Origin of the sequence: Micromonospora sp. DT53 (assembly GCF_049841535.1) — a bacterium.
Classification (GTDB): Bacteria; Actinomycetota; Actinomycetes; order Mycobacteriales; family Micromonosporaceae; genus Micromonospora.
In genome coordinates, this window is record NZ_JBNCKM010000009.1 from 202,279 (window position 1) to 221,440 (window position 19,162).

Here is a 19,162-nt window from a genome sequence, read left to right on the forward strand (position 1 = left end):
TCCTCCGGATGGTCACCGGGTGAGGCCGACGAGCGCCGCCAGTCGCGCCACGCCGGCCGGCGCCGGCTGCGCCCGGGCAACTTCTTCTACCGAGTCGACCGTCTCGCCGGCTTCCCCCCGGTCGCTGCGGCCATCGGCCGCAGCCAGGGCATCGACCTGCCGTACTGAGGCACCGGCGGACGGGATGGTCCCGCTGGCCACCGCGAAGCTTGCCAGGATCGCGCCGGCCAGCGGCACGGCCACCGCGACGGCGAGGGCCCGCCGCCGATGCGATCCGCCGGTCAGCACCACGATCAGCAGACCCAGCGCAAGGTCGATGACCGTGTTCCACCACGTGCTGGCCCCGTAGGTGGGGTCGGTCGCCTTGCCGGCGAACCGGGCCGCCTCCTCGAAGAACACGGCGGCCGGCAGCGCAACCCCGACGACCTGCCGCCACCCCTCACCACGCGCCCACGTCCCGCCGGTGCCGAACACCACACCGGCGAGCACGCCGAAGAACATCCAGACCAGCGACGACGGCGCCCAGAGCACCGCGAGGTCGTCGCCCTGCAGGAGCGCCGCCGCCAGGTAGTAGCTGGGCACCGCGACGACGAGCAGGACGGCGGCCCCGAGTGCCGAGCGCAGCCACCCGGACCGCGCCCAGTACCCGAAGAAGAAGGCAGCGACCGCCCAGGTCGCTGTGGAATTGCCGAGTTCCGCGAATGGATACGGCAGCCACTTGATCCAGCAGAAGTCGAGAAAGCCGAGCAGGAATCCGCACACCACGGAGGCGAGCGCAACCGCCCGGTCGCCAGGTCGCATGGCCGCAAAGCATACCGAGTATGCCCCCACTGGCCTGGTCGGCCCCTCCCCACCAAGCCGCAGCCAGTCAAAGGGTGAGGCCAACCAGCGTCGCCAGTCGCGCCACGCCGGCCGGCGCCGGGTTCGCGCGGGCGATCTCGGCGATCACCGTACGCGCCAGAGGCCGACACCGAACCTCAGCCGGCGCGACGCTGTCCGCGTCCACCAGGGCACGTGCTGCCCCCCGCAGGTCACCCACCTGGAGGTACGCCCGCGCGACGTCCACCAGGTAAGCGCCCCGATACTCGGCCGGCAACCGCCGCCACGCCTCCCGCCGCACCACTGTCGAATGCCTTCGGAGCGCCTCGACCGCTTGACCCCGATGCGCCGCCACCAGCACCCGCGCCACGTCGACGGCGATCGGCCCGAAGCTGGTCCGGTGCACATCGTCGTACCCCCTGAGCCCGGCAGCGACCCCCGCGGCCCGGTCGATCAGCTCGTCGGCGCGGCGGGCATCGCCGCAGCCGACGGCGGCCAGGGCGGCCTGGAGCAGCAACGTCCCACCCACGGCCCGCTCCCCCGCCGACCACCCACGGCCCTCGCCCCCGTGATCAAGAGGTTTGCGGGCGGTTTGATCTCCAACAGTCCCGCAAATCTCTTGATCACCAAGGCCCGGCAGGGATGGAAGGATGCGGGCCGCGGCGGTGATGGCCGCAGTCAGGGCGAGGCGGTCGCGGCCCGACGCGCGCAGCGCCTGGGCCACCGAGACGGCCGCCGTCGCCGCGAGGATCGGGTCGTCGCCGGCGGCGGCCATCGCCCGATCTGCGGCCAGCCACCCGAGGTCGGCCTCGCCGAGCTTCACCAGCACCGACGAGGTGATTCGGTACGCGTGGACCCGCAACTCCGGTGTCCGGGCGCCCTGGACGGCGTCGAGCAGACCCGGCAGGACCCGCACCAACTGCCCGTAGTGCGCGTGCTGGTAGCTCAACCAGGCGTACCCGATCTGCCTTCTCAGCTCTTCCGCCGGCTGGGGAGGGGTCTGTGGGGTGTCGTAGCGGGCAAGGGCGGCGCGGATGTCGTCCACGCCGTCCGGCGGGCCGGCAGGCGTCGGCTGCGCGCGGGCAACATCGGCGATCACGGTACGCGCCAACGGCCGGCACCGGACCTCAGCCGGCGCGACACTGTCCGCGTCCACCAACGCCCGTGCGGCCCCGCGCAGGTCACCGACCTCGCGGGCCTGCCTACTTATCCGGGTCCAAGTCGGAGGACTTGCCTCGTTCTTTGCTCCACTGCCATAGGGCCCTGTCCAGGGTCCGCAGATCGGTCTCTACGCGATTGGCCAGATCTCTGCATACCTGCAGGTAGGGCACGTACTTCGGCCGCTGACTCACCTCGCCGTGGGCCCATAGCGTCTCAATCGCCCGGAAGTCGGTGACGGTGAAGACCGATGGTTCGCAGGCGGTGAGGAGTGCGCTCGCGATCGGCACACCGACACCGTCGAGCAGACAGAGAATCCGGTGGTTTAGGCCCTCTGGTGCTGCAAGGGCCATGCGCGTCAGGTCCTCGATATCGTTGTCACTGTTGCGTTCGATGTACGTGGTCGACCGTGGGCTCTTCCAGAGGACCACTTGCCGTAGGTCACTGCGGTGGTAGTACCCCCGCTTGGCGACAGCGGGCCCAACCACATCGAGCACGTCGATTTCCAGCGGCTTCACCTGGTATCGAGCACTCCAGTGCAGGACGAAATCCCTGGTAATCGCTGGCTTCGTGCCGTCATGGTCAAACTGATCTACCGAAGGCATCGTCCCTCCATGCTCTAGGATGCGCCGACGGCGAGCCCGGCCAGCATGTTCTGGTAGGCGGCGGGGTGCACGATCGGGATGCCGTACCTGCGAGCCACCGCGGCCTTGCCCGACATGGTGTCCGGATCTGCGGCGACCAGAAGCCGCGTCTTCTTGGTGACGGTGTCGCCCGCGACGAGGCCCGCCGCTCGTGCCTCCTCCTGCCACTCACTGCGCGGTGGGTCCATGGCACCGGTGAAGACGACCCGATCACCCGGCTGTAGCCGCCATTCATCGGGGCGGGGCTGTCCTGGAATATCGGTAGCTGCGACGGCCAGCGCCTTCTCGACATCTGATCGTTGCAGGCCGAGCAGTTCGGCCACTTCGTCCAGGTCGTGCCGTTCGGCTGTGGTCAGGACGCCGTCTTCGAGCGCCACTCCGGCAAGGCTCGCCAAGTAGCCTCGATGCAGGTGGTCCACGTCGACGCGGGCGAGCCCGAGGGTCTCCGCCGTGGCGATGAGCGCATCAGCTTCGGTCGCCGAGATGTGCCGGTCGAGAAGCACCTGGTCGAGCAGGGCCAGGTAGGCGTCGCCCTCAAGCTCACGCAGCCGGGGCAGTCGGTCGACCAACCGCGCGAGGAAGTGCTGTTGCCGATGGCCGGCGCTGCGGCGCTGGACAGCCACAACTGAGCCGGTGGAAATCGTGGGCCACCGGAGCCCGGCAGCTGCGGTGGCGGTGTCAGCCCACGGGGGCGGGCTACCGGCCGCTCGAAGGTAGTAGCTCAGCAGTTGCGCGGAGGCGCGGGCGTCGTGCAGTGCCGAGTGCGCTTGGTGTGGCGGCAGCCCGGCGAGGCGACAGCAGTCACCGAGGCTGCGACCAGCCGACGGCAGGAAATGCGAGGCCAGCTGCATGGTGCAGAGGCCGGGCGCCTGGCGGATCGGCGCGTCGATCCCCACACGCTGGTATTCCGCATGCAGAAACCGGGCGTCGAAGTTCAGATTGTGCGCGACCAGGACTCGGCCGCGCAGCAGGCTGGCGAGGTGCCCGGCAACCTGGTCAAAGCCCGGTGCGGTGCGCGCCTCCGCAGCCGTGATGCCGTGGATGTGCTGTGGCCCGAGGTCGCGGTTCGGGTTGACCAGACTGCACCATTCGCCGGTGGTCCGACCGTTGGCATCGAGGTGCACGACGGCGACTTCGACGATCCGGTCGTGCCAACTGGTCCGAAGACCGGTGGTTTCGAGGTCGACAACTGCGTACATGGGTGGGCCTCCTACACCTATGCCGGGGAGTTGTTACGGGCGGCTTTGCGCAGCTGCGCCAACCACAGCGGGGGCAGCGGTTGCGGCTCACCCAGGGATCGCAAGTAGGTGCGGCGGTAGCGCGCCTGCTCGGTGTCCTGCCACAGCTGGGCCGTCCGTGCGACTGCGGCAGTCACCGCCAGCGCCGTTGCCGCGACCGGAGGGGCAGAGGCGAACCGGTCCTTGATCGCCCAGGCGCCAAGGTGCTCCTGGTCCGGCATGGGTGTGGCCCAAGCGAGCGGCGCGATTTTCGATTTGACGCGCGCTCGGTGCTGCTCCACGGCAGCGGAATAGGTGGACCGATGTGTGCTGATTTCTTCGAGAAGGTCAGGGATGCTGAGAATGGTGTCCGCAAGCCTGGAGAGCAGCTCGGGCGGGACGACGTCGGCGATCCTGGCCAGGACCGCGACGGGCGTCTGGTGGTTCCAGTCGATCAGGCATCGGTCTTGCACGTTCCACATGATTCGGCGGAATTGCTCTGGGTCCCGTTCGATCTCGTCGAACCCGACCACCCATGCGCCGCCGGCTAGCCCGGTCGGGCCGAGACGCCACACCGCCAAGGCGTCGCTACCGGCGCTGTCGGGGCCGATGGCCAGGACTGCGTGGCCGCGCGCACCGGGCACGTACTCGATTGGTATGGACAGCTCGTTCTCGGGTGCCTCGATGCCGATGCTCATGCAGATCCTCAAAAGTCGACAGCGGGATGATCACCGTAAAGAGTTCAGGTGAGATCCGAAGTCAACTATTCGGGCCGTCCTGTCGCCCTTATCGAACATGGCAACCGCACCATGTGTCCTCTCCGGACTGCCGCCTGCTGTCCGAACGGTTACTGAAAACAGACATCAGCCTGTTGCGGCAATCCGCAGAAACTGGCAATGCGCGGGAACCGTTTCGACGACGCAAGATGAATGGCCGCCAAGGTCGGTCGCCCGTCCGGGGTCGAGACAGTCCAATCAGCGGGTGAGGCCAACAAGCGTCGCCAGTCGCGCCACGCCGGCCGGCACCGGCTGCGCGCGGGCAATATCGGCGATCACGGTACGCGCCAACGGCCGGCACCGAACCTCAGCCGGCGCGACACTGTCCGCGTCCACCAACGCCCGTGCGGCCCCGCGCGGGTCACCCACCTGCAGGTACGCCCGCGCGGCATCCACCAGATACGCACCGCGATACTCGGCGGGCAACCGCCGCCACCCCTCCCGCCGCACCACAATCGAGTGCCGCCGCACCGCCTCGGCGGCGTCACCCCGCAAGGCCACCACCACGATCCGCGCCAATTCGACAGCGATCGGTCCGAAGCTGGTGCGGTGCTGATCGTCGTGCCCCCGAAGGTTGGCCGCGAAGCCCGCGGCCCGCTCGATCAGCTCGTCGGCGCGGCAGTGCTCGCCGCAGCCGACGGCAGCCAGGGCGGCCTGCAACCGCAATGTCCCACCCACAGCCCATTCCCCGCGCTCCAGCTCCGGCCCCCGCTTCGTTGATCATCGGCTTGATTTCCAACCGGCCCGTCGACCTCATGATCACTGGGGCGGGCTGGGGTGGGGGTGATGCGGTTGGCCGCAGTCAGGGTTGCGGCCAGGGCTAGGTGGTCGCGGTGGGAGGCGCGCAGCGCTTGGCCTACCGCGATGGCTGCCGTTGCCGCCAGGATCGGGTCATCGCCGGCGGCGGACATCGCCCGATCGGCGGCCAACCACCCGAGGTCGGCCTCACCGAGCTTGACCAGCAGCGACGAGGTGATCCGGTACGTCTGCACCAACAGCTCCGGTGACCGCGTGCCCTGGACGGCGTCGAGCAGACCCGGCTGGACTCGCACCAACTGCCCGTAGTGCGCGTGCTGGTAGCTCAACCAGGCTTGCCCGACCTGCCTTCTCAGCTCTTCCGTGGTGTGGGGCGGGGTCTGCGGGGCGTCGTAGCAGGCGAGGGCGGCTCGGATGTCGTCCACCCCGTCCGGTGGGCCGGCAGGCGTCGGCCGCTGCTGGCCCAGCAGCACCTCCGGGGCGACCCGCAGGACCTGGGCCAGCTCCTGGATGACTGAGTACCGGTCCAGGGTGCGCAGCCGCGCTCCACCTTGCCCACCCAGCTCTTCGACCTGCGCAGCCGGTCCGCGAGCATCTGCTGCGTCATCGATCGCCGCACCCGCCAGCGGGCCACCCGGCGACCGATCGGGAGGTCATCGTTGATCACGCCGCCACCGCCGGTCCGGGACCGCTCGGGTCGTGTCCTCCACGGGTACGCGCTCCGCCTCGGCCTGGGCGAGGAGTCGCTGTTTGGCTGCCTCCCGTTCGGCCGCCTCACCCTTGTTCTCCTGCGCGTTGTCGTCCTGACCGCTCATCCCCGCCTCCTCCGGTAGAGGCCCGGGAGGCTCGCTGTCAGCCGCCGCCGTCCCAGGCCATCAGGACGTGCTCATGCCCCAAACCGGACGCTAAGGCGGATTGGTAATGCGGTGATTACTGACAGTTATGCGTCCAGGTCGATGCCAATGCGGCCGGCGAGCAGGCGCAGGTCGTCGGGGATGGCTCGGCGCTGGGCGGGCTGGGCAAGGGTCACCACGGCGTCGCGGGCGAGGGGATTAATGGCGAACGGGACCGGAGCAGCCTGCTCTGCTCGGATGAATGCTGCGAGGGCCTCGGAGTCCCGACGACCGCCGTCCGCCAGCGCTCGCCCAATGTCGACCAATACGACAGTTGGCGATTCGATGCCTTGAGCACCTGCGAGCGGATCCGTCCGGGACAACTCGATTATCCTGCCGTACTCGCCCTGCTCAGCCGCGATGGACATCTTCCAGAGCCCGACGTTAGTGGGACCGAAGCAGCAGCCGTTGAAGCCACCACCGTCGGCCCGATCTCCCAGGCTCGCCGCCTCCCTGGTGGCCTCCGCGAGGTGGTCGCGGGCGACGTCTGGGCGAGCGTCCACGGTCGAGGCCAGCGCGGCCATCAGGTGAAGCTGACCAAGCATTTGCCGCACCCGGACGTCGGAGGCGTCTCCCTGAAGCTCCACCAGCGAGCGGTCACTGACTCTGGCTGCCAAGCGCGCGGCCTCGATCGGCAGGCTCTGCGCGTAGATGAACCGGGATGCGCGATCCACGCTCGATCTTCGACGTTCTCAGCAGCCGATACGGATATCCGGGAGGCGTTGAGGGCCGGCGGCAGCGAGAGCGACCAAAGTGGACCGACGCTCGATAGTCTCTCAACCCCACTCGACCTGCGACACGTACGACTGGGTGACACCAGCCAGTCCAGCAAGGACGGCCTGAGTCATCCCACCACGGCGCATGCGTCAGTACCGGATCCTGGCACCAACGGTGTCGGGCTTCTTCACCACCCCGTCGCCCACCTCCCGGGTAGCGGAGCACGAAGAGCGGTCGCGCCGCTATTCCTGCACGTCCAAAACGATACATTGACAATGCCATCAAGCGGTGGCCTGAGTGCACGAAGTTGCGAACTAATCGCACTTGGCAACACAAAAACCGGCTGGACCTCTAGTGGACGATCGGGCGACGGTGACCACTGCAATACGATGACCTAGAGGCGAGTCCGGGAGCGGTAGAGGGCACTACTTGTGCTTCCGGAATTGTGTAGATGATCCCTATGCGGCATCACCTAACTTACAAACAACTACTCAGGCTTTGTCGCCCGTGGATCGCGTTCGTACAACCGCACCGGCATCCCCATCTCTCTCCAAATGCGGACGAGGTCGGCTTCTTTCAGCAGAGGAAAAATAAGTTCGGCCGCCAAAATCACGAGCCTTCGCCCGTCCATCCACCCGCGGAGCTGCGTCAATGCGGCGCCGCACTCCTCGATCTTGAAACGAACGGATACCGGCAGGGCGTCGAATATCCTGCGAATCTGAATGCGATCATCGCCCCAGATCAACATGCCCGCCAGGAGCGGCGCGACGCCCACGCGAGTGCCGAAGCTATTTAGCAGGTGTTCATTAAGTTCACTGTCGCTTGCCAACTGAGGATACTGCCCAATCAGCAACGAGTATGGCCATATGTCGACAAAACGGTGGTCGCTGGCCTCCGCAGCGTCCATCAACAGCCGGACATCAGTCGCAGAAAATTTTTCTGGATTGCGCGCAATATGCGCCGCCAGGAGAGAAGGCGCGAGGAAGCGGGCGGATTCCGGCAGGCGTTGTAGAATCTTAACCGCAGCGGTGGAAACATTCGAGGCTTCCTCGGGATCTGTAAGCCCGCGCGCCGCGTAGCCCGCGAATGCAATCTCAGGGTCGCTGCTCTCGATATAGTACTTCTCTCCTACAACCCCGAATCCGGCATTAATAATAATGGCTTGGGCATGTCTGAACATCAGTCGAGGAATGTGCACTGACGGCTGAGTTATTCCTCCTTGAGACCGCTCAACAGCGCCTTCTTGGACCGATGGTTCGATTTCAGTAAGGTCGAAATCCGATACACATGCTTGCCACACCTGAATCATTTTAGCCCACCAGCCGGTTGGGTCCACTTCAGCTGGCGCGATAGAACCCAACTCCACGGGCCCCTCTTCGACTTGAAGTAGCAACATGATGAGATTTGCCGTGTAGGTAGCAAAACGCTGGAGCGACGACTCACCAGAAGGCGAGTATGCGGCGAACCGCCCGCTATCCCACCTGCCTTCAGCGCTCCTCAAAAGAGTCCGTAGAATTTGCCGAACACCCCGCCTAGTGAACTCAGGAAGAGCCTCGTGTAGCTGCCCAATGAACGGCAGGATTGCCGCGCCGCCGATGCTGATCAACTGGTGCGACAACAACGCATATAAGCGGTCGTCATCCCAATTCTGCGACGACGGACGATTCCGCGATTCCCAAAGATCGACTAGCTCGTCGAGAGCTAGACTGGCGATTAGGTATTCGCTGAAGGTAGCGTGTAGAAATTCGTAGCTTCGACCTTCAAGACCCTCATCAACCTCTGCAGCATGCATGAAGAAGAACTTGCCCAGCAGTTGCCTTGCCGCTGTGAGTGCTGTTCCTCGTCGTTGCACCTGCCGCCGAGGCGCAGCCTTGTCGAGGGCCTCCAGATCCGCCAAGAGCAGGTGTTCCTCGATATAGTGCCGGCCGCGGTTAAACATGCCAAAGGCAGCGATTCCCAAGCGCCAAAGTTCGGCTTGCGTCTGTTCCTCGCGCAAATCTGCCGGGTTGAGATCCGGCGTTTTCAACAACTCGCGCTTAATGAACCGACGAAGGATGTCACCATAGATTCGCGCCGGTGTCGATTCCGCCTCCACCTGCGGGAGCGGGTTGGTGGAACCGTACAGAATGAGTAGCAGCAACAATAGTGGCTGCTGGGCGATTTCACCATAAGAAAGGATCGCGTCTGCCGATGGGATGCGAGACGGCCGTGCTGGATTGGCCTGACTCCAGATATCGAGGCAGGCCTGCACCTGCTCGGGGCTGAAGTTGTCCAATTTGACGACTAAGGAACCGACAGGAATCCGAGCAAGGTCCGCTACCAGGGTCCGCGAGGTGACGACGACTGACACGGGATGGCCCGAAAGCCGCTCAACGCGCTGAAACTCAGCGACGTTTTGCAAATAATTCGACTCCGCGTGTCCAGAGGCCTGCATGAACTCGTCCAAGCCATCAATCAGTAATACTCGGGTTGCATCCACTGCGGCTTCGCTGAGCTCGGTCCACGAGACACGCCCGTTAGTGGCTTTATCGAGGACGCCGGAGACTTGCTGGTGGATGGGGGCGGTCGGGTCCGATACTTGGCGCAGCGGCACCCGCGCTACCGCATATGCTTCAGATCCGGACAACCGCGCTGCGCATACCTTGGTGAACATGCTCTTACCGGCCCCGGGTAGACCCAATACAACGAGTGGTCTGTCGTGGCTTCGTGGGGAGGAGAAATACGCTGCCAGAAAGGTGTCCAGGTCGCTCCCATGCTCAGCGCGCGTCCACCAGTTATCGTCTGCCGGCCGTGACTTTTCATCCATGACCTTCCACCGGAACGTCGGCGTGAGGTAGCCGTCCCGGACGGTCGGAATCCGAAGCTCTGCTAAATCGTCCGAAGAGTCGGTAGCCACCAACGGTTCGGCGAGGACGGCCCGGTTGACGGCAGCGTTGACTTCCCGGGTCCGGTTCCCGACACGCTCGACTTTCCCGGCAAGCGACATCATTATCTTTTCGAGGCGGCTCAACGACTCACCAGCACGCTGAACCGCATCCTGAGTTATTTCGCTCTCACCCAGCGCCGCCCAAATCCCGAACTCGGGCACGTCAGCGGCGAGCAGCTTGTACTCCGCCTCGTAGCGGCGTATAGCCCGACCAACGATGTCCTGCACCAACGGGTCACTGGCCCGTACTGAATCGACACGGAGCCAAACCTCAAAGTTTTGCAGGAAGCCAATGCAGCGCAAGGTCAAGGTCTGGTAGAACGGCTGCACCACCTCATCGCGGTTGGCTCGAAATCCACAACCCGCCCACGGTAGCCCTATCGAGGTGTTCGCAACACCCCGCTGCAGACCGCCCTGCGCGAGTTCCGGCTGGGCGCCGTAGACCAAGCGTCGCTTGTCGTCTTCGGTAAGTCCAATCTCATCGCAGATCGGCCCTACGATCTCACGGAACGCGGCAAAGAACGCACCGTATGTCAGGGCCGTGTGGGTCGCCGCGAGCAGGTCATAGCGTTCGGGGGGAGTGCGTTTTTCACCAAGGCGTGTTCGTCCGGCAGCCGTAAATTCGCCAAGAAGCTTGATCAGCTCGTTCTTCTGGTCAACCCAGCCCCACGCTGCCAGCCCGAAGGGGCCTGCGGCCATCACGCCGACACCAAGCAGTGCATCCAACGCTTTGAGCCATTTGCCACCTGGTTCGGACAGGATTTCGCGTGCACCCTCAAGTGTGTACGGAGAAGAGGCCACCCGATGAATGATCGCGTGGCTTTAGTGAAACGTCAAGGTCCGTGACCTTCCCGGTCGAGGTCACCCGGGTGCCCCGCCATCGCCAACGCCGCACACAACTTCGGCTTTGTTGGAGCTCTGCCAGCGCCGCCTGGATCACAGACGAGTACGCCTAACCCCGACCACTGACCTTGTCCTAGCTGGACTAGCCGGCGGCACCTTAGCCCGTCCGACAAGACTACACGCGGCATTGGCCAGCTATGACTGTCCGCTGAACCGTGCCACCGATGACGCCTCCGTATCACTGCCTAGATCACGCGTGCACTTGGCGAAAGCCACCGGCAACTAGTTGGTCGTCTGTGAGCGGAGCAGTTTCGTAGGCCATAGTCATGCTTAGTCGGCCAGAAACGGGTCGGCACAATTCACATCCGTCACAACGCCACGATCGCCGCAGTCTCCGCCGGCAACTGGATCCGGTCCCGCATCACCGTGACCCCCTCCCCCGTAGCCAGCAGCACCCGCCGCGCCACCCCAGGCAGCGACACCCCCTGCCCCCGCCCAGCCAGGTTCGCCACCACAAGCGTGTCCCCCCGCCGCATCACCAAAAACTGGTCCCCATGCTGCACAGAAATGGCGTTCAACCGAGGATCAGAGAGATCAGGAAGAGACCGACGCAAGGAGATCAATCGCTGGTAGAACGCCAACATCTCCCGATGCTCGGGCTTGTCCAGCTCGGCCCAGTCCAACCGCGACCGCACGAACGTCTCCGGGTCCTGCGGATCGGGCACGTCCCCTTCCGGCCACCCGTGCGAGGCGAACTCCCGCCGTCGCCCGGTCCGCACCGCAGCAGCCAGCTCCGGCTCCGGGTGCGAGGTGAAGAACTGCCACGGCGTGGAGGCAGCCCACTCCTCCCCCATGAACAGCATGGGAGTGAACGGCGCCGTCAACAGCAACGTAGCCCCAACACGGAGCAGCGACGGCGACAGCGACGCTGAGATCCGGTCCCCGGTGGCCCGGTTCCCGATCTGGTCGTGGTTCTGGAGGTAGGCCACGAACCGATGCCCAGGCACCCGAGGGTCAACCGGTCGCCCATGGTGCCGGTTCCGGAAGCTGGACCAGGTCCCGGCGTGGAAGAACCCGCCGGTCAGCACGTCCGACAGCGTTTCGAGAGAGCCGAAGTCGCCGTAGTAGCCCTGCCGCTCTCCCGTCAGCAACGTGTGCAGCGCGTGGTGCGCGTCGTCGTTCCACTGGGCGTGCAGCCCGAACCCGCCCGCCTCGCGCGGCGTGATGAGCCGCGGGTCGTTGAGGTCTGATTCGGCGATGAGTGACAGCGGCCGCCCCAGGTGCGTCGACAGCGACTCGACGGAAACCGCCAGCTCTTCCAGGATTGGCACCGCCCGCGAGTCGTGCAGGGCGTGCACGGCGTCCAGGCGTAGCCCGTCGACGTGGTAGTCGCGCAGCCACATGAGCACGCTGTCGATGATGTAGCGGCGTACCTCGTCGGAGTGCGGGCCGTCCAGGTTGATCGAGCGGCCCCAACTGTTGCTCTGCTCGGCGAGGTAGGGCCCGAACTGCGGCGCGTAGGCCCCGGAGGGCCCGAAATGGTTGTAGACAACGTCGAGGATCACCCCCAATCCGCGAGCGTGGGCCGCGTCGACGAACCGTTTCAGGCCGTCGGGGCCGCCGTAGGGCTCGTGCGGGGCATACCAGCAGACGCCGTCGTACCCCCAGTTGTGTTCGCCGTTGAAGGCGTTGATCGGGAGCAGCTCGATCAGGTCGACACCCAGGGAGACGAGGTGGTCGAGGCGGTCGATGGCCGCGTCGAAGGTGCCTTCCGGGGTGAAGGTGCCGATGTGCAGCTCGTAGAGGATGCTGCCGGGCAGCTGCCGGCCCGTCCAGGAGGAATCAGTCCACTGGAACGCAAGATGGTCGTAGCGGCGGCTCGGCCCGTGCACCCCCGCAGGTTGCCACGGTGACCGGGGGTCGGGCAGTGGGGTTTCGTCGTCGTTCAGCAGAAAGGAGTAGTCGAGGCCGGCGTCGGGCACCTCGACCCGCCACCAGCCGTCGGCGGCGGCGCTCATCTCGTGGTCGGTGTCGTCGGCCAGGCGCAGCCGTACCCGGGTGGCGTCCGGTGCCCAGACGGAGAATTCGGTCATGAAAGGGCCTCCTCGGCAGCGGTGAGAGGAGCCAGCAGAGCCACGGGATAGTCGGCCAGAAGGTCGTCCAGCGGGGTCTCCCCGCCACTGTAGACCCGGCCGGTGAACAGGTCCTTCACCTCGTTAACGGGAAGTGACAGGGCTGTGTCGCACCACCCACCGGCGCGTGCCAGCCCGAGCGGCAGCCGGGTCGCCACGGCGATCACGCCGCCCCGGTCGAAGGCCACCGCGTGCCGGCCCACCGGCCCGTGCGCGGGCACCGGCCGGTAGGTGGTGAACAGCTCCGGGTGCGCTCGCCGCAACCGCAGGGTCCGCGACACGACGAGCAGCTTCGCCGCTCCGTCGGTGTCGACCGGGGGACGCCAGCCGCCGTCGATGCGTGCCAGCATTTCTCGGCGTACGTCGAAGTCGACCGGGCGGCGGTTGTCCGGGTCGACGAGGGAGTTGTCCCACAGCTCGGTGCCCTGGTAGGTGTCCGGTACCCCGGGCATGGTGAGTTGGATCAGCTTCTGCCCGAGGGAGTTGCACCAGCCGGCCGGGGCGATGGCGGCGGCGAGTTCGGTCAGCTCGTCGTGCAGGCTCGGGTCGTCGTACATCAGGTCGACCACGGCGTGCACGGCCTGCTCGAAGGCCGGGTCGGGGTCCGCCCAACTGGTCGAGGCCCCGGCCTCCCGGGCGGCTTTCTCGACGTACGCGTGCAGCCGTTCCCGCTCGATCGGCCACGCGCCGACGGCGGTCTGCCAGAGCAGGTGGGCGAAGGCCGGGTCGGGCAGCGGCGCGTACTCCATCCAGGTCTTGACCTGCTCGGCCCAGCGGCCCGGCAGTTCGCTGAGCACGGCGAGCCGGGCGCGGACGTCCTCGCCGCGTTTGGTGTCGTGGGTGGAGAGGGTGGTCATGCTGGCGGGCCAGCGGACCTGTTGGGCGGCGGCGAAGCGGTGGAACTCCGCCGGCGGCACCCCGAAGTGGGCGGGGTTGTCGCCTACCTCGTTGAGCGCCACGAACCGGGTCCAGCGGTAGAACGCGGTGTCCTCCACGCCCTTGGCCATCACCGCGCCGGTGAGCTGCGGGAACCGCATGCCCAGCTCGTCGCCGGGGTTACGCAGTCGGCGGGTGACCGCGTCCAGGGCGGCGGCCAGGTCGGGTCGGCGGCGGCCGGCCTCGGAGCGGGCGGCGGCGAGGTGCCGGGCGCCGTGCGGCGGGTAACCTCGGTAGACGGCGAACGCGGCGGCCAACTCGGCGAGCGCCGCGCGGGCCTGCTCGGTGGGCACCTCGGGGGCGAGGGCGGCCAGCCGGGTCAGCTCGGCGGCGAGCAGTTGGGTGGCGGCGGCCAGCTTGGTGGCGTGGGTCAGGTCCTCCCAGGAGGTGTGCCGCCCGGTGAGGCGGTTGTCCAGCGCGCTGAAGTCGCCCTCGGCGTCGGTGTCGACGAAGAGCCCGCCGACCGCGGCCAGGGCGTCGTAGCCGGTGGTGCCGTCCACCGGCCAGTCCGGCAGCTCCTCGCCGTACTCCAGGATCTTCTCCACCACCAGCCAGGCGTCGGGCGCTGCGGCCCGCAGCCGGGCCAGGTAGCCGGCCGGGTCGCGCAGACCGTCCGGGTGGTCGACGCGGATGCCGTCGACCTCCCCGGCGGCGGCCCAGCGCAGGATCAGCTCGTGGGTGGCGGCGAAGACCGCCGGGTCCTCCACGCGCAGACCCGCCAGGCCCGCGACGGCGAAGAATCGGCGGTACGTCAGCTCGGCGTCACCGCGCCGCCAGGAGACCAGCTCGTAGTGCTGCCTGTCGTGCGCCTCCCGGGCGCTGCCGTCGCCGGTGCCGTCGGCGACCGGGAAGCGGTGCTCGTGGTAGCGCAGCTCCCCGTCGACGAGCTTGAGGTCGTCGAGGGCGGCCTCGTCGTCGGCCAGCACCGGCAGCAGCAGCCGGCCCCGGTCCCAGTCGATGTCGAACCAGTCGGCGTACGCCGAGTCGCGCCCCCGGCGCAGCACGTCCCACCAGGCCGGGTTGGCGGCCGGAACGGCCACCCCGGCGTGGTTGGGCACGATGTCGACGACCAGGCCGAGCTGTTTGTCGCGCAGCGCGCGCAGCAGCCGCTGCCGGGCGGCCTCCCCGCCCAGCTCCGGGTTGACGGCCCGGTGGTCGACCACGTCGTAACCGTGCTGGGAACCGGGGGTGGCGGTCAACAGTGGGGCGCTGTAGAGGTGGCTGACGCCGAGGTCGTCCAGGTAGTCGACGATCGCGGCGGTGGCGTCCAGGTCGAAGCCGGGGCGGACCTGGATGCGGTAGGTGGCCTTGGGAGGGGTGGCCGGCATGTCAGATCGTCCTCTCCAGCACGACGAGGGAGCGGTCCGGCACCCGGATGGTGCCGCCCGCGCTGATCACCGTGGCGTCGCCCGGCTCGGGTGCGGCCGTGCTGATCACCCGTTCCCACTTCTGGCCGTACTCGCTGCCGGGCAGGGTGAAGTCCAGCGGCGCGTCGTGGGCGTTGAAGCAGAGCAGGAACGACGCGTCGTGGTGCTTCTGGCCGTACTGGCCGCGCTCGCGGATGCCCTCGCCGTTGACGAACAGCGCCACCGAGCGACCGAAGTCGTTGCCCCAGTCCTCGCCGGTCATCTCCCGCCCGTCCGGGGTGTGCCAGGCCAGGTCGGGCAGCGGCTCGTCGATGCCGCGCCCGTTCACCGGCAGGCCGGTGAAGAAGCGGCGACGCCGGAACACCTGGTGACGTTTGCGGAACGCGGTGAGCGTCTGCACGAACTCCAGCAGCTGCTCGTCGGCGTTGTCCCAGTCGACCCAGGCCAGCTCGCTGTCCTGGCAGTAGACGTTGTTGTTGCCGCGCTGGGTGCGCCCCAGCTCGTCACCGTGGCCGATCATCGGCACACCCTGCGACAGCATCAGGGTGGCCAGGAAGTTACGCCGCTGCTTGGCCCGCAGCGCCAGCACCGCCCCGTCGTCGGTGTCGCCCTCGACCCCGCAGTTCCAGGACCGGTTGTGGCTCTCGCCGTCCCGGTTCTCCTCGCCGTTGGCCTCGTTGTGCTTGTCGTTGTAGGAGACCAGGTCGTTGAGGGTGAACCCGTCGTGCACGGTGACGAAGTTGATGCTGTGGAACGGGCGACGGCCGTCGTCCTGGTAGAGGTCGGCCGAGCCGGAGATGCGGGACGCGAACTCGGCGAGGGTGGCCGGCTCACCGCGCCAGAAGTCCCGCACGGTGTCGCGGTACTTGCCGTTCCACTCCGTCCACAACGGCGGGAAGTTGCCCACCTGGTAGCCGCCGGGGCCGACGTCCCACGGTTCGGCGATGAGCTTCACCTGGCTGACCACCGGGTCCTGCTGCACCACCTCGAAGAAGGTGGAGAGCCGGTCCACCTCGTAGAACTCGCGGGCCAGGGTGGCCGCCAGGTCGAACCGGAAGCCGTCGACGTGCATCTCGGTCACCCAGTACCGCAGCGAATCCATGATCAGTTGCAGCGAGTGCGGGCTGCGCACGTTGAGGCTGTTGCCGGTGCCGGTGTAGTCGACGAAGTAGCGGCGGTCCTCCTCGCTGAGCCGGTAGTAGCTCGGGGCGTCCACACCCTTGAAGCTCAACGCCGGCCCGAGGTGGTTGCCCTCGGCGGTGTGGTTGTAGACCACGTCGAGGATGACCTCGATGCCGGCCGCGTGCAGCGCCTTCACCATGCCCCGGAACTCCTGCACCTGCTGGCCGAGCCGGCCCAGCGCCGAGTAGCCGTGGTGCGGGGCGAAGAAGCCGATGGTGTTGTAGCCCCAGTAGTTGCGCAGCCCCAGGTCGACGAGGCGGTTGTCGTGAATGAACTGGTGCACCGGCATCAGCTCGATCGCCGTCACCCCGAGCCGGGTCAGATAGTCGATCATCGGCGGCGAGGCGATGCCCGCGTACGTGCCGCGCAGCTCCTCCGGGATGTCCGGGTGGCGCATGGTCAGCCCGCGCACGTGCGCCTCGTAGATCACCGAGTGGTGGTAAGGAGTGCGTGGCGGCCGGTCGTTGCCCCAGTCGAAGTACGGGTTGACCACCACCGACTTCGGCATGAACGGCGCCGAGTCGGTCTCCGACATCCGCTCCGGCTCGTCCAGGTCGTAGTCGTAGACCGCCGGGTCCCACTCCACGTCACCGTCGATGGCCTTGGCGTACGGGTCGATCAGCAGCTTGTGCGGGTTGCAGCGCAGCCCGTTCGCCTGGTCGTACGGGCCGTACACCCGGTAGCCGTACCGCTGGCCCGGCTCGATGCCCGGCAGGTACGCGTGCCACACGTACGCGTCCACCTCGCGCAACTCGACGCGGCGCTCCGCGCCGGTGTCCCACTCGTCGAAGAGGCACAGCTCGATCCGCTCGGCCACCTCGGAGAAGATGGCGAAGTTGGTGCCCATCCCGTCGTAGGTGGCACCAAGGGGGTACCGCTCGCCCGGCCAGACCTGCATGTCGCTCCTTCAAACCATGGTCATGTGCGCCCCGGCCGACTCCGCCCGCGCGCTCGCGGGTATTGCCCCCCGACCGGGCACGCCAATCCATCCTCGCAGCACTGCCCGTAAACCACCTGTCTGATGCGCGCTACACCACTCGGGTGTCCTCCGTCACGATGACCCTTTTCGAGGTGCGTTCTTGGGCCCGATGGACTTTCCTTGATCGGGGACAAGCGTCAGCGCGTGCCCGCCAGGCCCTCGGCCACCCCTTACACCTCTCGCTCCGCCGCCACTGATGCCGGCGCGCACCACCATGTATGGACGGAGATTGATGTGACCCTGCGGGTCGACGAGCAGCTCGCTGCCACCAAGGACCGGGCCCACCGGCCCACCCTGACCTCCCGGCCCTCCACGCAGCCCGGTCCCACCGCGCAGCCCGGCACGCAGGTGCCGACGCAGCCGGGCCCCGGGGTGCCCCCGCAGACCCGCCGCATCCTCATGCTGTCCTGGGAGTACCCGCCAGTGCTCGTCGGCGGTCTCGGCCGACACGTGCACGCCCTCTCCGTCGCCCTCGCCGCCGCCGGCCACGAGGTCACCGTCGTCACCCGCCACTCCGACGGCGCACCCCTAGAGGAATACGCCGACGGCGTCCGCATCCTGCGCGCCCCCGAAGACCCGGTCACCTTCCCCCTCGCCACCGGCTCACTGCTGGCCTGGACCATGGCCTTCAACCACACCCTCACCCGCACCGCCCTACGCGCCACCCAAGCCGGCTCCTACGACGTCATCCACGCCCACGACTGGCTCGTCGCCCACACCGCGATGACGTTGCGCGACCACCTGGACATCCCGCTGGTCAGCACCATCCACGCCACCGAGGCGGGCCGGCACCAGGGTTGGCTGCCGGAGGAGATGAACCGCACCATCCACGGCGTCGAGCAGTGGCTCAGCAGCGAGTCCAACCGGGTGATCGTCTGCTCCGGGTACATGCGCGACGAGGTGAACGCGCTGTTCGGCGTACCGGCCGGGCGGGTCGACGTGGTCGCCAACGGCGTGGAGCCGCACCGCTGGCAGGTGCCCGCGCGCGCCGTGGCCGCCGCCCGCGCCCGCTTCGCCGCGGACGGCCCGCTTGTCACCTTCGCCGGCCGCCTCGTGTACGAGAAGGGCGTGCAACACCTGATCGCCGCGCTGCCCCGTCTGCGCGAGCGGCACCCCGGGCTGCGTGCCGTGATCGCCGGCGACGGCCCGTACCGCGCCGAACTGGAGGCCGAGGTGCACCGCCGCGGCCTCGGCGGCATGGTCACCATGCCGGGCTTCCTCGGCGGCACTGACCTGCCCGCGCTGATGGCCGCGTCCGACTGCTTCGCCGTGCCGAGCATCTACGAGCCGTTCGGCATGGTCGCCCTGGAAGGCGCCGCTGCCGGCGCTCCCCTCGCCGTCGCCGCCACCGGTGGCCTCGGCGAGATCGTCGAGCCGGGCGTCGCCGGGATGACCTTCCGCCCACACGACCCGGACAGCCTGACCGACGCCGTCGACGCGCTGCTGTCGGACCCCGACCGCGCCCGCGTCATGGCCCGCCGCGCCCGCCGGATGGTCCACGACCAGTACGGCTGGGCCGCCATCGCCCAGCGCACCGCCGCCAGCTACGCCGCCGCCATCCACCACGACGCCGCGTTCACCGCCGAGCGCGCCGAGCAGCGGATGTCCCAGGGTCGCGCGCTCCCGGCGCTGCCCGAGGGCAACCTGCTCGCCGCCGCCGGCCTCCGCTGACGGTCCTGACCCGGCCCGTCTGGACCCGGCCCGTCTGGACCCGGCCCGTCTGGACCCGGCCCGTCTGGGCCCGGCCCGTCTGGGCCCGGCCCGTCTGGGCCCGGCCCGTCTGGGCCCGGCCCGTCTGGGCCCGGCCCGTCTGGGCC

At 67.7% G+C, this 19,162-nt stretch carries 15 protein-coding genes; 1 reads left to right on the top strand and 14 read right to left on the bottom strand.

The features are described 5' to 3' along the window. Positions 1-12: 12 nt before the first annotated feature. The 14 genes from ACLQ3B_RS26250 to glgX all read right to left on the bottom strand — a co-directional run bounded on the left by ACLQ3B_RS26250 (position 13) and on the right by glgX (position 17,264). On the bottom strand, positions 13-801 hold the full coding sequence (locus tag ACLQ3B_RS26250) for a DUF6518 family protein (protein ID WP_425783360.1): 789 nt from the start codon (positions 799-801) through the stop codon (positions 13-15). 67 nt (positions 802-868) lie between these two features. Next, the gene (locus ACLQ3B_RS26255) at positions 869-1,930 is read right to left on the bottom strand and encodes a helix-turn-helix domain-containing protein (RefSeq protein ID WP_425783361.1); all 1,062 of its coding nucleotides are present in this window, start codon (positions 1,928-1,930) and stop codon (positions 869-871) included. 91 nt (positions 1,931-2,021) lie between these two features. After that, entirely contained in the window at positions 2,022-2,582 is a 561-nt protein-coding gene (locus tag ACLQ3B_RS26260; RefSeq protein ID WP_425783362.1) for a hypothetical protein, read from the bottom strand. 14 nt (positions 2,583-2,596) lie between these two features. Continuing rightward, a complete protein-coding gene (locus ACLQ3B_RS26265) occupies positions 2,597-3,820 on the bottom strand; it encodes an exonuclease domain-containing protein (RefSeq protein WP_425783363.1) in 1,224 nt (407 codons plus the stop codon). A 17-nt stretch (positions 3,821-3,837) separates the two neighbouring features. Continuing rightward, a complete protein-coding gene (locus ACLQ3B_RS26270) occupies positions 3,838-4,536 on the bottom strand; it encodes a DUF6218 family protein (RefSeq protein ID WP_425783364.1) in 699 nt (232 codons plus the stop codon). A 276-nt stretch (positions 4,537-4,812) separates the two neighbouring features. Continuing rightward, positions 4,813-5,292 carry a hypothetical protein gene (locus tag ACLQ3B_RS26275; protein ID WP_425783365.1) on the bottom strand — a complete coding sequence of 160 codons (480 nt, stop codon included), beginning with the start codon at positions 5,290-5,292 and terminating at the stop codon, positions 4,813-4,815. Positions 5,293-5,722: 430 nt separating this feature from the next. Further along, positions 5,723-5,977 (bottom strand): hypothetical protein, encoded by a 255-nt coding sequence (locus ACLQ3B_RS26280; protein WP_425783499.1) that lies wholly within the window; start codon positions 5,975-5,977, stop codon positions 5,723-5,725. 46 nt (positions 5,978-6,023) lie between these two features. Beyond that, positions 6,024-6,185 (bottom strand): hypothetical protein, encoded by a 162-nt coding sequence (locus tag ACLQ3B_RS26285; protein ID WP_425783366.1) that lies wholly within the window; start codon positions 6,183-6,185, stop codon positions 6,024-6,026. Between the two features lie 125 nt (positions 6,186-6,310). Next, the gene (locus ACLQ3B_RS26290; RefSeq protein ID WP_425783367.1) at positions 6,311-6,937 is read right to left on the bottom strand and encodes a hypothetical protein; all 627 of its coding nucleotides are present in this window, start codon (positions 6,935-6,937) and stop codon (positions 6,311-6,313) included. Positions 6,938-7,039: 102 nt separating this feature from the next. Then, the gene (locus tag ACLQ3B_RS26295) at positions 7,040-7,126 is read right to left on the bottom strand and encodes a helix-turn-helix domain-containing protein (RefSeq protein WP_425783500.1); all 87 of its coding nucleotides are present in this window, start codon (positions 7,124-7,126) and stop codon (positions 7,040-7,042) included. Positions 7,127-7,467: 341 nt separating this feature from the next. Further along, positions 7,468-10,707 (bottom strand): NACHT domain-containing protein, encoded by a 3,240-nt coding sequence (locus tag ACLQ3B_RS26300; RefSeq protein ID WP_425783368.1) that lies wholly within the window; start codon positions 10,705-10,707, stop codon positions 7,468-7,470. A 410-nt stretch (positions 10,708-11,117) separates the two neighbouring features. Then, positions 11,118-12,842 carry a malto-oligosyltrehalose trehalohydrolase gene (gene treZ / locus ACLQ3B_RS26305; RefSeq protein ID WP_425783369.1) on the bottom strand — a complete coding sequence of 575 codons (1,725 nt, stop codon included), beginning with the start codon at positions 12,840-12,842 and terminating at the stop codon, positions 11,118-11,120. After that, the gene (gene treY / locus ACLQ3B_RS26310; RefSeq protein WP_425783370.1) at positions 12,839-15,145 is read right to left on the bottom strand and encodes a malto-oligosyltrehalose synthase; all 2,307 of its coding nucleotides are present in this window, start codon (positions 15,143-15,145) and stop codon (positions 12,839-12,841) included. Before treY ends, treZ begins: the two co-directional genes overlap by 4 nt. Position 15,146: 1 nt before the next feature. Next, the gene (gene glgX, locus ACLQ3B_RS26315; protein ID WP_425783371.1) at positions 15,147-17,264 is read right to left on the bottom strand and encodes a glycogen debranching protein GlgX; all 2,118 of its coding nucleotides are present in this window, start codon (positions 17,262-17,264) and stop codon (positions 15,147-15,149) included. A gap of 480 nt (positions 17,265-17,744) precedes the next feature. Here glgX and ACLQ3B_RS26320 point away from each other — a divergent pair, with 480 nt between their 5' ends. Beyond that, positions 17,745-19,016, top strand: coding sequence for a glycosyltransferase family 4 protein (locus tag ACLQ3B_RS26320; RefSeq protein ID WP_425783501.1), 1,272 nt, complete (start codon positions 17,745-17,747; stop codon positions 19,014-19,016). The last annotated feature ends 146 nt before the right edge of the window (positions 19,017-19,162 follow it).

What these genes read in the sequence shown, in the direction of transcription:
- ACLQ3B_RS26250 (WP_425783360.1), bottom strand. Translation starts at nt 801, where the DNA reads ATGCGACCTGGCGACCGGGCGGTTGCGCTCGCCTCCGTGGTGTGCGGA.
- ACLQ3B_RS26260 (WP_425783362.1), bottom strand. Translation starts at nt 2,582, where the DNA reads ATGCCTTCGGTAGATCAGTTTGACCATGACGGCACGAAGCCAGCGATT.
- ACLQ3B_RS26265 (WP_425783363.1), bottom strand. Translation starts at nt 3,820, where the DNA reads ATGTACGCAGTTGTCGACCTCGAAACCACCGGTCTTCGGACCAGTTGG.
- ACLQ3B_RS26270 (WP_425783364.1), bottom strand. Translation starts at nt 4,536, where the DNA reads ATGAGCATCGGCATCGAGGCACCCGAGAACGAGCTGTCCATACCAATC.
- ACLQ3B_RS26280 (WP_425783499.1), bottom strand. Translation starts at nt 5,977, where the DNA reads ATGACGCAGCAGATGCTCGCGGACCGGCTGCGCAGGTCGAAGAGCTGG.
- ACLQ3B_RS26285 (WP_425783366.1), bottom strand. Translation starts at nt 6,185, where the DNA reads ATGAGCGGTCAGGACGACAACGCGCAGGAGAACAAGGGTGAGGCGGCC.
- ACLQ3B_RS26295 (WP_425783500.1), bottom strand. Translation starts at nt 7,126, where the DNA reads ATGCGCCGTGGTGGGATGACTCAGGCCGTCCTTGCTGGACTGGCTGGT.
- treZ (WP_425783369.1), bottom strand. Translation starts at nt 12,842, where the DNA reads ATGACCGAATTCTCCGTCTGGGCACCGGACGCCACCCGGGTACGGCTG.
- treY (WP_425783370.1), bottom strand. Translation starts at nt 15,145, where the DNA reads ATGCCGGCCACCCCTCCCAAGGCCACCTACCGCATCCAGGTCCGCCCC.
- glgX (WP_425783371.1), bottom strand. Translation starts at nt 17,264, where the DNA reads ATGCAGGTCTGGCCGGGCGAGCGGTACCCCCTTGGTGCCACCTACGAC.
- ACLQ3B_RS26320 (WP_425783501.1), top strand. Translation starts at nt 17,745, where the DNA reads ATGCTGTCCTGGGAGTACCCGCCAGTGCTCGTCGGCGGTCTCGGCCGA.